At 37.0% G+C, this 16,443-nt stretch carries 11 protein-coding genes; 4 read left to right on the forward strand and 7 right to left on the reverse strand.

The annotated features are described in order from the left end of the window. Positions 1–10 precede the first annotated feature (10 nt). Together GQO80_RS01680 and GQO80_RS01685 are read right to left on the reverse strand one after the other, a co-directional pair. A complete protein-coding gene (locus GQO80_RS01680; protein WP_157206462.1) occupies positions 11–544 on the reverse strand; it encodes a 4Fe-4S dicluster domain-containing protein in 534 nt (177 codons plus the stop codon). Further along, positions 541–2,784 carry a molybdopterin-containing oxidoreductase family protein gene (locus GQO80_RS01685; RefSeq protein ID WP_157206463.1) on the reverse strand — a complete coding sequence of 748 codons (2,244 nt, stop codon included), beginning with the start codon at positions 2,782–2,784 and terminating at the stop codon, positions 541–543. Before GQO80_RS01685 ends, GQO80_RS01680 begins: the two co-directional genes overlap by 4 nt. A 174-nt stretch (positions 2,785–2,958) precedes the next feature. Between GQO80_RS01685 and GQO80_RS01690 the strand changes: the two genes are divergently transcribed. From GQO80_RS01690 to GQO80_RS01705, 4 genes are all read left to right on the forward strand, one after another. Then, the gene (locus GQO80_RS01690; protein ID WP_157206464.1) at positions 2,959–4,848 is read left to right on the forward strand and encodes a hypothetical protein; all 1,890 of its coding nucleotides are present in this window, start codon (positions 2,959–2,961) and stop codon (positions 4,846–4,848) included. 241 nt (positions 4,849–5,089) lie between these two features. After that, a complete protein-coding gene (locus tag GQO80_RS01695; protein ID WP_157206465.1) occupies positions 5,090–6,379 on the forward strand; it encodes an OmpP1/FadL family transporter in 1,290 nt (429 codons plus the stop codon). Positions 6,380–6,666: 287 nt separating this feature from the next. After that, positions 6,667–9,348: a cytochrome c biogenesis protein gene (ccsA, locus tag GQO80_RS01700; RefSeq protein ID WP_157206466.1), complete on the forward strand. Its 2,682-nt coding sequence runs from the start codon at positions 6,667–6,669 to the stop codon at positions 9,346–9,348. A 174-nt stretch (positions 9,349–9,522) separates the two neighbouring features. Further along, entirely contained in the window at positions 9,523–10,779 is a 1,257-nt protein-coding gene (locus GQO80_RS01705; RefSeq protein WP_157206467.1) for an alginate export family protein, read from the forward strand. Between the two features lie 229 nt (positions 10,780–11,008). On the opposite strand, the gene GQO80_RS01710 is transcribed toward GQO80_RS01705, so the two are convergent. The 5 genes from GQO80_RS01710 to GQO80_RS01725 all read right to left on the reverse strand — a co-directional run bounded on the left by GQO80_RS01710 (position 11,009) and on the right by GQO80_RS01725 (position 16,425). After that, entirely contained in the window at positions 11,009–12,352 is a 1,344-nt protein-coding gene (locus tag GQO80_RS01710) for a hypothetical protein (protein WP_157206468.1), read from the reverse strand. A gap of 155 nt (positions 12,353–12,507) precedes the next feature. Continuing rightward, positions 12,508–13,044: an outer membrane beta-barrel protein gene (locus tag GQO80_RS01715; RefSeq protein ID WP_157206469.1), complete on the reverse strand. Its 537-nt coding sequence runs from the start codon at positions 13,042–13,044 to the stop codon at positions 12,508–12,510. A gap of 791 nt (positions 13,045–13,835) precedes the next feature. Further along, complete coding sequence (locus tag GQO80_RS01720; protein WP_157206470.1) at positions 13,836–14,555, reverse strand: autotransporter outer membrane beta-barrel domain-containing protein; 720 nt, start codon at positions 14,553–14,555, stop codon at positions 13,836–13,838. Positions 14,556–14,747: 192 nt separating this feature from the next. Continuing rightward, a complete protein-coding gene (locus GQO80_RS15735) occupies positions 14,748–14,885 on the reverse strand; it encodes a hypothetical protein (protein ID WP_198037710.1) in 138 nt (45 codons plus the stop codon). An 82-nt stretch (positions 14,886–14,967) separates the two neighbouring features. Continuing rightward, complete coding sequence (locus tag GQO80_RS01725; RefSeq protein WP_157206471.1) at positions 14,968–16,425, reverse strand: NAD(P)/FAD-dependent oxidoreductase; 1,458 nt, start codon at positions 16,423–16,425, stop codon at positions 14,968–14,970. Positions 16,426–16,443 lie beyond the last annotated feature (18 nt).

Raw genomic sequence — 16,443 nt, forward strand, 5'->3', positions numbered from 1 at the left:
GATGGTTGTTTTAAATGAGATAAAACACATGGGGATTTGTGCCGGCCTCTGGCGCCAATGTTTTGTGTTTTCTATTTTTTAATAATTGGGAAACTTCGCTATTTGGGTTGTCCAAATCGCCAAAATACATACACTTGGTGGGGCACACCGAAACACAAGCGGGCAGTTGGCCTTTTTGTAACCGGTGATGGCAGAAGGTGCATTTATCAACATACCCATCGGGATGTTGGTAACGGGCATCATACGGGCAAGATTCTATACAGGCACCACAACCAATACATTCATTTGCTGTAACCAAAACAATGCCACCTTCAACAATATGGCTGGCTCCCGTTGGGCAACAGCGTACACAAGGTGCATTATCGCAATGGTTGCAACGTTCCGATTTTAATTCTAAAACAATGTTTGGGTAAGTGCCATCAACTGTTTCGGTTATCCAGTCCCTGCAATATCCAATGGGAACGTTGTTTTCTGTTTGGCAGGCAACAACGCAATCGCTACATCCAACACATTTTAAGGTGTCTATTACCATGGCGTATCTCATATCGCTTCGTTTTTATGTGGGTTTTCGGTTACTATGGACACATAATTGCCTCTCATACCGGTACCGCCCATTATGGGGTCTGTAAATACTCTTGAAATCATCTGGGTATCGTCAATACCTTTGCCATACGAACGGGTTAGTTTTTTATTGTCGTTACCAAACCCATGAACCATATAAACCGAGTCCCAACGGACGCGTTCGGTAACCCTAACTTTTATTGAAAAAGTGGAGATAATATCATCTTGATTTTTCAACCAAACGCGTTGTCCGGTCTTTAAACCAATAATTCTCGCTACCTTAGGGTTTACCCAAAGGTCGTTTTCCTTTTTTAAATCGGTTAAATTGGGGTTGTTGGAAGTTCTGCTAAAGGTGTGCATGGGCGAACGGCCATAATTCAATCTATAGAAACCTTGCGGAGGTTCTGGATGTGGGGTATATTTTGGCATCGGATCAAAGCCTAAATCCTTCAACTCGTGCGAATAAAACTCAATTTTCCCGCTAGCCGTTCCAAAGTGATGCACTTCATCTTCATTCAAATACAAAGACCCCGATTGTCGTGGGTATTTTTTCACCCCTATTTTTTCCATTTCTTCTCTTGAGGTGCCCATTTCCTTGAGCTGCCAATTAACAACCTCATCAAAATCATCATACTGGTAATAAGCTTCCAACCCTAAGCGCATCCCAATTTCCTTAGCTATCCAAGCGCCCGGTTTGGTTTGGTATTTGGGTGGTACCGCTGCAAACCTAACAGCAATGGAAGGTTCTCTGTTGGTGGCAGAACGCACAATATCGGTACGTTCCAAATAGGTGCACTCGGGCAAAATTACATCGGCATATCCCGTAATATCCATAGGCATGGTATCGACCACCACTAAAAATTCGAGGGCTTCCAGTGCTTTTTGTAATTGTATGGTATCTGGAATGGACTTTATAAGGTTAGTGCCCGCAACCATCCACGCCTTAACGGGATATTTAGCATTTTCACTTGGTATGGAAGCTTTGATGATTTCATTGGTAAGTCCCATTTGGGCCAATGGGTAATTTTCACCAATGTCTCTCCAGTCCCATTTTGGTTTTGGATATTCAGGATGCGGAAAATCGGGAATTGCAATGCTATCTTTAAGATAGAAACCACCACGACGCCCCCACGAACCCAATAATCCATTTAAAATGGCTATGGCTCTTTCACGTTGGGTATCATCACCGTACCAAACTACATGGCGCCCCGGGTGCACAATCACAGCGGGAGCCGCATGCGCCATGGCCCTGGCCGTTTTTCGTATTTCTTCAGGTTTTATGGTGGTTATACCATAAGCCCATTCTGGGGTAAATTCACGCACGTGCGCTTTTAATTCATCAAAGCCATAAACATATTTTTCAACATACGCTTTGTCATACAATTCTTCTTCAATTAAAACGTGCATCCACGAAAGCAACAGCGCAATATCAGTTGCAGGTTTAATGGCCAACCAATGTTGTGATTTACTAGCTGCCGTTGAAAAACGGGGGTCCACCGTAATTATGGTAGCACCGTTATCAATGGCATCGGACATTTCTTGAACTTGCGAATTGTGCATGTTTTCGCCAATATGCGAACCAATAAGTACCAAACATTTAGTATCGCGTATATCGGTTGGCTCGGGAGAACCTACCCACGAACCAAAGGTTAGGGCAAAAGCCGTTTCCCGTGGGCCACGGCATTGTGCAAAAGCAGGTTCGGCAGTAGTGTCTGAACCAAAGGCTCTAAATAAGTGCTCAAAATGCCAACCGGGACACCCGTGTTTTAACAACGCAATGGATTCTGCTCCATGGTTATCTTTAATAGTTTTTAATTTTGAGGCCACAACATTCAATGCTTCGTCCCAACTGGCTTCCCGAAAGGTTTGTTCACCGTTTATGGTTGTTCTAATTAAAGGGGTTTTTAAGCGGTCTTCATCGTTATACATTCCTACGCCACCAGTCCCGCGGGGGCAAAGTCTGCCGTTACAGTGCGGATCGTCGTCATTTCCAATTATTTTTTGGATATGCCCTTCGCCATCCGAATAGGCCCAAGCGGCACATTTCCAAAAGCAAACTTCGCAATAGGTAGCTGTTCTTTTAAGGGCTTTGGAATTATTTGGTGCACTAAAAGTGTTTAAAAATGAGGTAGTTCCAAACATGTTATAAGCGGCAGAAGCAGTAGCCAACCCTCCAACACCTAAGGCAGAAATTTTAATAAATTTTCTTCTTGAAGTCGTCATATATGTCGTTGTTTTTCGGAACTAAAAATATCTAAAATCAACGTGTGATGATATGATAAATATCATGTAATCAACATTTTATATGTAACAAATGTTACATAAGGTTTTTTTTATTTGTGTTTTATAATGCCAAAACATTTGAAAATAATGTAATTTTGAACAACGATTAAAACCATGAAGCACAGCAACAATTTTAAAGGAATTTTGGTATTACTTTTCGTGGTATTCGTTTTGTTGTTCGTTTTTAGAAATAAGGTTCATTTTACTTCAGAAGACATTTATGAAAATGGGGCATTAAGTTCAGAAGTCGCCCAGTCTGAATCTTGTTTTGCATGCCATAGCAACATGAAGGGTTTTTCAAATTACCACAATCCAGAGCTTATAGGTTGTGCGAGTTGCCATTTAGGAAATACGGATTCGTTTGATAAAAATGGAGCCCATAATGGCATGGTTTTAATTCCCGGAAATTTATCCGATGCCAAGGAAACATGCGGCACTTGCCACCCAAACGAATTGAACAAAATAAATAAATCGTTAATGACCACCAATAGTGGCATTGTGGCGGTTGATAAATTTGTTTTTGGTGAAGCCGATAGCCCAAATTATCATTATCATATCAAGGATATAAAAAATTCGCCCTCTGAAAAACATCTTCGCGATTTATGCGCCAATTGCCATTTAGGGGCCGAAAAAACTCAATACGGAGAAATTAATCAGTTAAGTAGGGGAGGAGGTTGTAATGCCTGCCATTTGAACTATTCCAAGCAATCGAAAACCGATTTAAACAACTATCTGGCTTCAAATAAAAAGATGCTTCCAAAATTTCATCCTTCAACAAATATATTCGTAAATGATACCCACTGTTTTGGCTGCCACAGTCGTTCCAGTAGAATTTCAACGAATTATATGGGGTTGCAGGAAACTTTGCTAGATGAAGAAAGTGTTAAAAACAATAGCGATTACAATGTTATGGAAGATGGTCGGGTTTATAAATTTATTGAAGAAGATGTGCACCATACCAAAGGGATGTTATGTATAGACTGCCATTCGTCGCATGAGGCTATGGGAGATGGAAAAAACTATTCGCATGCAGAACAAGCGGTTAAAATACAATGTATAGATTGCCATGTAAATGGAAAACCAAACACCATTCCTTATAAAAATTTAGATACTGAGAGTAAATTAGTATTTCTGCATCGAAATTATAAACATACCGATAAAGAAATTATAGTCACCAAAAAAGACAAAAATCCTTTAGTGAATACTTTTGTTGACACCAAAGGGAATGCCTATTTAATAGGAAAAAAGGATGGAAAACTTCATCCATTAAACCCACAATCGGAGGTGTGTTCTAGGGATAATGCCCATAAAAACGTGAGTTGTTCGGCCTGTCATTCTTCATGGGCGCCGCGTTGTATTGGTTGCCATAATCAATTTGATAAAGAAGCACAAGGGTTTGATTTGTTGGATAAAAAATTTGTAAAAGGCCAATGGAAAGAGTATGTTGCTGAATTTTCATCATCGCAACCAGCCATGGGCGTTCGGGAAAATGAAGACGGCAAAAAGATAGAGCCCGCCATTCCCGGTATGATTTTAACCATCGCTAAAGGCAGTTATTCAACTAAAAAAGTAGGGCAGGACGTGTTGTTTCACCGGTTGTATGCACCCAATGCGCCACATACCACCACAAAAAACGTTCGTAATTGTAAGTCGTGCCATGCAGATGCAGCTTCCATGGGGTATGGAAACGGCACTTTAATTTATGATATTAAAAACAATATAGGCAAATGGGTCTTTACTCCAGAATATGCCTTAAACATGCATGATAGGTTGCCTGAGGATGCATGGATACCGTTTTTGAAAAAAGAACATAAATCCATAATAAAATCTACAAGAACAGATTACAGGCCTTTCAATATAGAAGAGCAGAAGAAAATGCTTTTGGTGGGCGCTTGTTTACAATGCCATAAAGAGGATTCTAAGGTAATGAACCATACACTACAACAAGGAATTAACCCAATGTTAAAAAAAATAAGTAAATCTTGTGTATTGCCATCTTATTGATGCATCTTAAATGCTGTTTCTTACATAAATGCAATGTAAAAAACTTCTAAAAGCCAACTTCAAAGAGTACATAAACAAGAAAGCCAAATGCTTGTGTAACATAGGTTACATAAGGGGTTACAGCGGTTTTATTTTTTTAAAACCTAACAAAAGTCATAGATAAGTGTCTCATTAAAAGTTAATTTGGTATTATTCATTTTTTTAATCGGCATCTATAAACGGATGCATAAAAAATCTAATTATGAAAACCAACCTTTTTAAATTTTTGTTTTTGTTTTTTACAACTTCTGTTTTTTCGCAAGCAGGACACATCATGCAGGGCGTTGGAGCCGTAAATATGTCTATGGGTGGCGCATCTACTGCACAACCGCTCGACATATCGGGTGCTTTACAATGGAATCCTGCAGCACTTTCAACGTTCAATGATAAAATTTTGAAATTTGATATTGGGTTGTTTTATTCGTCGCCCGAATTGTATTCAACCGCACCTACTCCTAGTGGCCTATTTAGTGGCAATACCAAGGATGATCGAGGGGTTTCGCCCATGCCAGCACTAGCGATGGTTTGGGGTAAAGAAGGTAGCAAGAGTACCTTTGGTGCCTCGGCGTTTGGAATTAGTGGTTTTGGGGTTACGTTTCCAGAAAGTATGACAAACCCTATCAATATGCCACAAAGCAATGGTGGTTTTGGCCGTATTGAATCCGATTATATTTTAATGCAAATAGGGTTAACCTGGGCTTATGAACTTACCGATAATATTTCAATAGGTATTGAACCAACCTTCAATTACGCTACTTTACAGTTAGCGCCCAATCCTACCGCAAATCCGTCTATGGCTGGGTATCCTTCAACCGATAAGGCTACCGCCTTGGGTCTGGGTGCACAGTTTGGGTTGTTTTATGATTCTGGTTTCGGACTAAAACTGGGTGCTTCATACAAAACGACGCAGAAGTTTAGCGAATTTGAATTCGATAACACCTATTTAGATAATGCCACCAGTAAAAATAAATTCCAAATGGATTATCCGGCGATTTTCTCACTTGGATTTGGGTATTCAACCGACGCATTGGATTTAGCGCTCGATTTTAGAAGGGTTGATTATGAGAACACCGATGGGTTTTCAAAAACAGGATGGACACAAACCGCATCCGTTTCTGGGTTTGGATGGAAAAATATCAGTATTCTATCAGCAGGTCTTCAGTATAAGGCCATAAATAAATTGCCGCTGCGAATAGGTTATACCTACAGCTCAAACCCTATAAGTAGTGATGTGGCATTTTTTAATATTCCCGCAACGGCCATCATAAAAAATGCATATCAAGCTGGTTTTAGTTATGAAGCTAACGACCATTGGAAAATGGATGCAGTTTATCATTATGGGGCAAGCGACGGCAAAACATCGGGTAAGTTGTTAAACCCCATGTTTGTGGCAAGCAACCCGCCTTATGGCGCTATTTCTGGCAGTAACGTGTCTTATGATATGACAACTTCTATGGTTATGCTAGGAATTTCATATACCTTTAAAAAATAACCCAACCTTAATAAAGTAGGTTACCGCAAGTGGCTGTTCAATTTTATGGAATGGCCACTTTTTTATTTCTTCTCGCGTCCTAAATTTTTATTTTTTTGAGTTTTTATCAGTACAATTATTGATTTTTTTCGCAAGGATAAATATTTATATTTGCTTAATTATGACAAATATCAGTTTATTTATTCAAGAATTAAAAGATTTTTGTGTTCAAAATATAATGTAAACCAATAAAAAATATTCTTTAGATTGAAATTAAGTAGAAACATATTACCCGATAAAAAATCAAGATGGCGCACCACCGCTGTGTTTTTAATAGCTGTAATATAGCCGATGCTGTTCCCAAAGTGGTGAATGATGCCGTATCGGGCGAACCATTATTAGAAATGGTGGTAACCCATGGCGATGGCAGGAATACCGTTTACCTTAAAAAGGGTGAAATAGAAAAAATAGGAGACCATCAACACGAAATAGGATTCAATTCTGATAAAAAGGGCATCATAAATATTATTGAAAAAGATGGCCTATTTAACATCCTTGCACCACACGACCTGGATTTTTTCATCATGTCCTCTCAACAAGCAGGAAAAGTGCATAAAGATAGTTTGCAAGCCATTACCTTAAGAACTTTATATAGAGCAGGAGATATTTCGTTCGTGCCCTTGGCTTATTATGAAAAAGGGAAATTTGAACTTAAAAGCAGCTCGGAAAAATTAAAGGACAACGACAAAACCAAGGACGATGCCTTGATTGTAAACGTATCCGTGAACGGAAAAGAACAACCTGTAAATATATTGTATAGGGAAGGATTTTTACCAACACACCATAACGTTGAAATACAAGGTGTTAAAGTAATATTATCTTATGGTGCAGGTGCCATAAAAACCCCATTCTCTATTAAGTTGAACGATTTTCAGTTGGAAAGGTATCCCGGTTCTTCAAGTCCTTCGGCTTATGCAAGCGAAGTAACAATTTTAGATAACACGGATAAAATACCCTTTAAAATTTACATGAACAATGTACTGGATTACAAAGGCTATCGTTTTTTTCAGGCCAGTTACGATACCGATGAAAAAGGCACCGTGCTTTCCGTAAATCATGATAGCATGGGCACTTTGGTAACCTATTTGGGCTATTTATTAATGACGGTAGGCATGTTTTTTACGCTTTTTGGAAAAACATCGCGTTTTACAGTTATCAATAAAAAACTAAATCAAATTAAGAAAAAAGCTGTTTTACCTTTGGCCTTTTTGCTAATGGGCACATCAATAGGCTATGCGCAAACGCAACCCAACAAAGTGCCTCAAAGTACTATTGAAACGGCAATCAAAAACCTTCAGATTGATAAAAACCATGCCGATGAATTCGGAAGGCTTTTAGTGCAAGATATTGACGGACGCATCAAGCCCATCAATACGTTGGCTTCGGAATTTCTTAGAAAAATTTCAAGAAAATCGAAATTCACTTACCCAATAAACAATGAGACCGTCGTTTACGATGCCAATCAAACCTTTTTATCCATGCATATCATGCCTCAGGTATGGCAACGTATTCCAATAATAAAAGTGGATACGGATAAAACGGGCAAACTATTTGATACGATCCAAAAAGGTAAAAACAATTTATATGCCTTTACAGATTTGTTGGAGGCCAATGGGGACTACCTTTTAACAAACCAAGTGGAACAGGCCAATAAAAAGAAACCCGCCGAAAGAAACGAGTTTGATAAGGAAATATTGAAAATTGATGAGCGCTTTAATATCCTGTACAATGTTTTTATTGGGAATTACTTAAAAATATTCCCAAACAAAAACGATACAAACAACACTTGGTTTAGCTATACCCACAATTTTAATGATTTTCCTACTGAAGACGGACAGTTTGCAAAAACAGTGATACCTTCATATTTTAACGATATAGCCAGTAATAATTACGAAAATGCCCATGAAAAACTTTTATACATCAAAAAATACCAAGAAGTTTTAGGGGCTGAAATTATACCAACACCCGAGCGTATTGAAGCTGAAATTTGGTATAATAAGGCTAACATCAATTTTTGGCTGTTCCAAGTTTTTTTAATGCTTGGGTTGGCACTTTTGGTTTTAGCCATTGTTAAAATGTTTTCACAAAAAAAATGGGTAGAAATACTAAACAACCTATTCATCATATTAACCTTAATTTTCTTTTTGTGTTTTGCGGGAAACATAATACTGCGGTGGTATGTAGCACAACATGCACCATGGAGCAACGGGTATGAAATGCTTATTTTTGTGGCTTGGGTGCTGGTTTTGTGCGGGTTGTTAACATTTAGAAAATCTGATTTTTCGCTGCCACTGGCCACTCTGTTCTCAGGCGCGCTGTTGTTTGTAAGTTATTTAGATTGGTTAAGTCCTGAAATCACCAATTTAATGCCTGTCTTAAAATCGTATTGGTTAAAAATACATGTTGCAACCATAGTAAGTAGTTATGCACCATTAGCTTTGTCGGCCATACTGGGCATTATGGCTTTGTTGCTTTATATATTTAAAACACCAAAAAACAAAAGCATCATTGAAATTAAAATTAAAGAACTAACTTATATAAATGAAATTGCCATGACCATAGGTTTGTTTGTGCTGGCAGTAGGCACTTTTTTAGGAGGTGTGTGGGCCAATGAATCTTGGGGGCGTTATTGGGCATGGGACCCAAAGGAAACCTGGGCACTAATTAGTATTATAGTATATGCCATCGTACTGCATTTGCGCTTTATACCTAAATTAAACAATCCTTTTGTGCTTAATGTGGCCAGTATGTTTGCGTTTTGGTCTATTATCATGACTTCTTTTGGGGTCAATTATTATTTGGCCGGTTTGCATAGTTATGCGGCTGGCGATCCGTTGCCAATTCCAACTTTTGTGTACGTGCTTGCAGCGTTTATGGTAATAATTGCCGTTATGGCTGCTTTAAGGAATAAAAACCAACAAAATTTATAAATTATTGGCCACAGTTTACTAAAAATGTTTTTTTTCCATTGTTTTTTTTATGCAGGTTTATATAGCGATTTTAAATATCATTATATGAGAATTATCATAAACTGATAAGTCAAGCCCATTTATATTTGTTCGGATAAAACTAAAATATTTAAACATAATTTGAAATTTAATACTATGAAAAATCATTATGTATTTGTGGCTATTGTGGCCTTAATGGTTCAGTTTGCACATGCGCAATTTACTTTAGATGGCGAATTTCGACCAAGGGCAGAGTATAGAAATGGCTTTGGAAGCATTATACCCGATGCTGCCGATGCTGGATTTGGCATCTCAACACGGGCACGGTTAAATGCAGGATACACTACCGAAACGTACAAATTTTACCTAAGCCTTCAGGACGTGATGGTATGGGGTGAAAACAGACAAATTTTGCCTTACGACCAAAACAATTCGTTCGCTATTTTTGAAGCCTGGGCCGATGTTAATTTAGGCTCTGGATTTTCAACAAAATTAGGGCGTCAAGTCATTTCTTATGATGACCAGCGCATTTTCGGTGGTTTAGATTGGGCACAACAAGGCCGTAACCACGATGCTGCATTGCTTCAGTACAAAAAAGACAAGTTTATGCTCGATTTGGGCCTTGCTTTTAGTCAGGATTATTCAGATCCAACAGGATTTCGTTCCATAGGAACAGGCTACAATACTACGGGCTTTTTTACCTATAAAACCATGCAATATATCTATTTAAAACAAGCATGGGAAAGTGTAACAGGAAGCCTTTTATTGCTGAACAATGGATTTCAAAAATTTGAAACCGACACAGTAACACCCGATGGCGTAAATAGCTTGCAAACCTTAGGCACCCATTTAGATTATAAAAAAGACAGTTTTGGTGTGGCCGCAAATGCATATCTACAAATGGGCGATCAAGTTAAAAGTGCTTATCTTTTAGGATTGGATGTTACCTACAAAGCATCTCAAAAAGTTGGTGTAGGTGCAGGTTTTGAAATTATTAGCGGTAATGATACGTCAACGGCAAAAAGCGAAGCCTTTTTCCCTTTATTTGGAACAAATCATAAATTCAACGGGTTTATGGATTATTTCTATGTGGGCAACCACGTAAATAATATTGGCTTGTTCGATGTGCATGTAAGTGCCAATTTTACCTTGTCTGAAACCTCTAGCTTAGCAGTAACGGCTTTAAATTTTAGCGGACAAAAAGAATTGCCAAGTGGCGAGAAATCGTTGGCCACTGAAGTAGATTTGGTGTACTCTAAAAAATTCAAAGGTTATAGTTTGGCTTTAGGGTATTCGCAACTATTTGCTGCCGATGGTATGTATGAGCTAAAAGGTGTAACCAAAGCCAACGCATCCAATACCCAAAACTGGGCGTGGGCCATGTTGGTACTAAAACCTAAATTTTTAAACTAATGGCAATTGCAACCATTGCCTGTTGATTATTTTTGAAGGTTTTTTGTGAACCGCTTTTTAACGCATTATCGTTTTGGTATATGAAAAGTATCAGATAGATATGTGCCATTTTTCAGTTTAAAACAAAAGACAGCAGAAAAGAACCAAACTTTGAGTTTAGCTCTTAACTGCTATTTTTTATATACATTGTTGTAAGCTACCCTTTGTTCCTATCGGCTCAATGTTATATTCAATTAATGACTGTGGAAACATAAGAACTACAACCATTATTGTTACAAGCACGCACATTCACAGTTACATTACTGCTTGTTGATGGCAAGAAAATAACACTGGTGTCGTTCGGTTTGGCATAATAACTATTCCCAATGTTCCATTCCCAATAGGTCACATCACTGCTATTTCCGTAATAATAGGCTTTTACCATTTTCCATTGGTTATAGGGGTAAACATTATAGTTATTTGCAATTCTTGCTACGGAAATATAATTTGCATTTGGCAAGACAGGTGGTGGTATCACATTTATTGGAAACTCTTTGTAAATACTCGTTCCACCTGTTATGCTTATATAAACCCAACCTGTACCCGAATTTGAAGATGTGGAACTTAAAACCGCATAATCCGGTCCTACATAATCAAATGTTAGTCCGCTTGAAGCGCTCGTATAATATATTGTACCACATCCATTAGTGTTTGTTAGGCTAATACTAACAGAGCTACCTGCATTGATTCCATTTTCAAGACCTGTAATATCCACATTAGCGTTCTCTCCGGCTTGGATAGTTTTTGTTTTAGTAGTCGGTTGCGAACAAGCATTTTGTAGGACTATAGAAAGCGTAAAAGTACCATTGGATACTTTAGTTGCAGTAATTTGCCCATTATTGGTATTCAAACTTACGGTTGCCACATTGGTGTTTGAAGAACTTACGGATTGAATTGTAACGCCATTGGGAAGGTTGTTCATAGTATATGTACCAATAGAACACAAAGTGCTACTACCGTTTATTGTTGCCGTTGTAGAAAATGAAGCACGGCGAACAATAGAAGATAATGTTGATAAATTCTGTCCATTATAAATCGGTGTAACCGAAACATTAGAAGGTAATATGTTTCCAGAATTAGGTGTGAGGGTAATAGAATTACCATTGCCAACATTCCCAGACCAACCATTTCCGATGCTCCATTGATAGGTTACGCCACTCAAATTAGAGCTATTTGTTACCGTGAATGTTTTTGGGGATATATCTCCACAAACTAAATCCAAAGGATTTGGTGTAAGCTGAAAAGAGGGTGTTTTTACTATAGGAATTTGTTGTGAATACCATTCAGCTCCAGGTTGATTGTCTTGTTTTAATGTTGCCTTAAGATAGTTTCCATTCCCAAAATTAATATCCGATGCAAGAATATTGATACTGAAATTTTTAGAAGCACTTGTAGAAAATGCACTAACAGGCACATAAGCAATATCTTTTTCAGTTCGATTCCCCGAACTATTGTATACATCAATAAAAACGGTTGCAGGTCCTATTGAATAATTTGCATTTTTGTTTAAATCTACCCTAAAGGTTACATTCACAGAGGAATTGGTTCCCAAATTATGGGGGAACCATTTGATACGGTGACATTGTTTACTTTTAAGTTTGCTATGTTCACGGTCACATTTTGAGAGAACGAAACCATTGCTAACGATACGAAAATTAAATATAATAATTTTTTCATTTTTATTGAGTTTTATTGTTTTTCTAAATGTACTTGGATTCCAAACCCTAAAAGAAAGGTATGATTGCCTACAAACGAATTATTTGTGATTGAGTTCAAATAATTAAGCGAAATCTCTAAAGCTACGCTACTATTTAAAAATATGGCCGCACCACCCTTTGCGGAAAATTCTTTAGAGTTGTTTTCGTTTACTAAACTAAATCGATAAGAACTTTCAATAAAAGGATTTACCATTTTATTGGTATCCATAAAATAATATTTTACAAAAGGCGAAACTAAAAAACTTTCATATGTTGAATTACCCATATCTGATTTATATCGAGAACTGAAATAACTTAATCGTGTTCCAAGCGCTAATTTATCCCAAAAAAAATATCCTATATTTGGGGATAAATTGATATCAAAGCCTTTGGAATCAACAGTGGATTCTGGTTTGCTTTTAGAATAGGAAAAAGCAATATCCCCTCCAACTAACCAATTACCTTTGGTAATCTGTGCATTTATAGACAGTGTTAATGTAAATACAAAAAAGAAAAATAATGTTTTCATAATTTTTTATTTGTTTTGATAAAGATTTGATGAATATATTCCAAATTTAAATTTTGTTGGGCTATGATTTTGTAACATACTTTCTTTGTTGAATGTTTTTCATTTTCAAAGGTAACGTTGTCAATGTTGTTCATAACAAAGAAAGAAGGCTACCGTTTTCATAACTCTTTTAAATTTAGATAAAGCTACTCTATAATTCTGACTTTTATTTACGGTTTTTCAGTAATCTTTATCATAAAGTGTTAAATTTTTGTTGGGTTGTTTTTGGGGTTGCTTACAACGTCTCGGTATATGAAAAGTTGCGTGCTTGCCTGCGAGGATTTTCCGCAGGAAAATCAGACGCAGCAAACACAAGACAAACTTTGTTTCAAAAATGGCCTAAAAAGGTTTGTTTTTTAGCTCAGTTCTTTGTTGTAAGCTACCCTTTGTTCCTATCGGCTCAATGTTATATTCAATTAATGACTGTGGAAACATAAGAACCACAACCATTATTGTTACAAGCACGCACATTCACAGTTACATTACTGCTTGTTGATGGCAAAAAAATAACACTGGTGTCGTTCGGTTTGGCATAATAACTTTGGTTAACTTGAAGGTCGAGAAAGTTTGTAATAAAAAACTAAATTGTTATTTTGAACAGTACCAAAATCTAGCGTGTTACAATTTGATACTGTTGTCTGACTATTCAAATAAATATTATTAATTGAAGTAGTAATCTGCGCCTGTATATTTATAAAAGTTAAATATAGTAGGATAAAGAGTATTGATTTTTTCATGATTTATGATTTTTGTTATTTTTCTAAATGTATTTGAAACCCTAAACCTATTTGTAGGTTATTATATGTTGAGTTATCTGAATTATTGGGTATTAATTTTGAAGAATTATAATCAAGCGATACTTCTAGACCAACGCTACTATTAAAAAAAAATACAGAGCCAGCTTTTAAACCATAACCATTAGATTTTGATTTGTTATCACCAGATTTAGTTTCTCCAAAGATGTAATTTACTTCTGTAAAAAAATTAACCTGCCTATCGACATTTAAAAAATAATATCTAGCGTAAGGACCAATTCCATAGCCAAAACTATTGTCCGATTCTTTTGGTTTGGTATATCCAATACTTAAGCTTGTGCCTATAACAAATTTATCGGCCAAAAAATAACCAATGTTAGGTGATATATTAATCCCTATTCCCTTATTTGTAATTTCATTGCCATTACTTTTGTAGATACTTTCATAAGAAGAAAAATTACCTGTACCCCCAACCATCCAGTTACATTTAGTAATTTGTGCGTTAGATGTTAATAAAGAAAAAAGTGTTAGAATAAAAAATAGTTTTGTTGTTTTCATGAGTATTTTATTATTTAATAAAAAAATTGTAGAATATTTTCCAAACATAAAATTAGGAGGGCTATGGTTTTTGAACATTGGATGCCAAATGTTTTCCATATTCGACCGTAATGTTGGTAAAAGTTGTTTCCAACAAAGAAAGAAATCTATAGTTTTCATAGATCTTTTAAATTCAGATAAAGTTATTCTATTATTCTGACTTTTATTTACGGTTTTTCCGTAATCTTTATTGTAAAATGTTAAATTTTTCTGAGTCGTTTTTGAGGGTTGCTTACAACTAAAAAAATAAAAGCACCCAATACGAGTGCTTTTACTACCAATCAACCAAAACCCTGACAACCAATAAAATCGTCAGTGTGCTTTTCTAGTGCCGCCATGTCCGCCGGCTACAATTATTAATACTTTAAGACTTAAATAGATGAATTTGAAAAACTGTAAAATAGGGTTCATCATTTTAAAGCGTTGGTATTTTGAGATACGTTGTGTCATTTTTCAAGTTTTAATGTGATTAAACTTTTTTATTTAACTCTTTCAGAGTTTAAAACTCTGTAAGAGTTTATTTTACAAATTTTTACTCCGGAATTAACCACCAAAAAGGCTTCATTTTAGCTTTGTAAATAAAAGCGTAATGCAATGCGAGTTTTAACCAATGACCCGCTAAACCAATTTCGCCAAAGGTTTTACCAAGTTTTCTGCCGTGTGTTTTTGGATATTTTACATAATCTGGAATAATGGGGAATGTAGTAATGCTAATTCCGCTTCCTTGGGTTAAACCAAAACCTGCCGAAGCAATACAAGCGGCTCCCATATTGCCCATGGAACCTTTATGTTTTAATGATTCTTTGTTGTTTTTTATGGAATCGATGATGTTGTCGGCCACTAATTTAGCGGTAATGCCAGAAGGCATGCCGGTTCGTGGCGGTGATGGAAAAATTTCAGTGCCGTTTTTACTTTTTCGTGGTTTTGAAATGGTATGTGGTGGTGCAAAGGCGATACCCGGCGCAAAAATATTTTTATATGTCGGGTTTTGATAGGTTTCTGGCCAGTCCTGAACCGTCCATTCTTCATACGGTTTTGGTGTGTAATCGGCATCTACAATCATAAATCCTTTGAAGAGTTTATCGGTAATATCTTGGTTGTTTTTATCGAAGGCTTTAAATCCATGGCCCGAAAACGAAGGGATTAACATAGCAAAATCAAAGGTTTCGGTTTTGGTTTCGCCTTCTAAATTTTCATAATGGGCAATGCCATCCTCAATTTTATTAACACCGGCCCCAAGTATCCATTTTATATCCCGATCTTCAAAAACCATTTCAACCATTTCGCTCGATTTCATGGTCATACTGCCATAACTTAACAACATACCATCCATACCAAAATCGCCTAATTGGTATTCATTTGAAATCCACGTAATTTCAGCCAAATCGCGCACATTGTGTCGGCGTAATTCTTGTTCAACATTTAAAATATACTCAAAAGCAGCACCTTGGCAGGTTGCTTTTGCATGTCCTGTTCCAATTAAAATTTTGGCTTTTTTGCCTTTTTTCATTTCTTGAATCAAAGCGTTCAAACCTTCCCAGGCATGGTCGGCATGGGTGTAAGTACACACAGAATAGGCTTTGTTGGTTCCAGGATTTAGGCCTTCAGTGGCTTCAAAATTTAGTTTAGGGCCTGTGGCGTTAATTAAATAATCGTAGGTTACTTTTTCTTGTTGGCCTTTGGTTTCGCCTGCAACATATTCGGCCAAAACATAGGGTTTCTGTTCTTGAGCATCACCTTCAGGATGGAAAGAAACCGCTTTGGCTTGTTTAAAATCGATATGCTTTTTTTTATACAAAGACGCTAACGGAAATAGTATCTTTTCCGATTTAATCCGTCCAATTCCCACCCAAATATTGGAGGGAATCCATTGGTAATTACTGTTGGGCGAGACCACGACCACTTCGTGTGCTTTCGACAGTTTTCTGCGCAAATGCGAAGCCGCTACATGACCCGAAATACCAGCTCCTAAGACAACAATTTTTGACATGTTTGAATGATTTTAACC

Source organism: Mariniflexile maritimum, from assembly GCF_009746565.1.
Lineage (GTDB): Bacteria > Bacteroidota > Bacteroidia > Flavobacteriales > Flavobacteriaceae > Mariniflexile > Mariniflexile maritimum.

What these genes read in the sequence shown, in the direction of transcription:
- GQO80_RS01680 (WP_157206462.1), bottom strand. Translation starts at nt 544, where the DNA reads ATGAGATACGCCATGGTAATAGACACCTTAAAATGTGTTGGATGTAGC.
- GQO80_RS01685 (WP_157206463.1), bottom strand. Translation starts at nt 2,784, where the DNA reads ATGACGACTTCAAGAAGAAAATTTATTAAAATTTCTGCCTTAGGTGTT.
- GQO80_RS01690 (WP_157206464.1), top strand. Translation starts at nt 2,959, where the DNA reads ATGAAGCACAGCAACAATTTTAAAGGAATTTTGGTATTACTTTTCGTG.
- GQO80_RS01695 (WP_157206465.1), top strand. Translation starts at nt 5,090, where the DNA reads ATGAAAACCAACCTTTTTAAATTTTTGTTTTTGTTTTTTACAACTTCT.
- ccsA (WP_157206466.1), top strand. Translation starts at nt 6,667, where the DNA reads ATGGCGCACCACCGCTGTGTTTTTAATAGCTGTAATATAGCCGATGCT.
- GQO80_RS01705 (WP_157206467.1), top strand. Translation starts at nt 9,523, where the DNA reads ATGAAAAATCATTATGTATTTGTGGCTATTGTGGCCTTAATGGTTCAG.
- GQO80_RS01715 (WP_157206469.1), bottom strand. Translation starts at nt 13,044, where the DNA reads ATGAAAACATTATTTTTCTTTTTTGTATTTACATTAACACTGTCTATA.
- GQO80_RS01720 (WP_157206470.1), bottom strand. Translation starts at nt 14,555, where the DNA reads ATGAAAACTATAGATTTCTTTCTTTGTTGGAAACAACTTTTACCAACA.
- GQO80_RS15735 (WP_198037710.1), bottom strand. Translation starts at nt 14,885, where the DNA reads ATGACACAACGTATCTCAAAATACCAACGCTTTAAAATGATGAACCCT.
- GQO80_RS01725 (WP_157206471.1), bottom strand. Translation starts at nt 16,425, where the DNA reads ATGTCAAAAATTGTTGTCTTAGGAGCTGGTATTTCGGGTCATGTAGCG.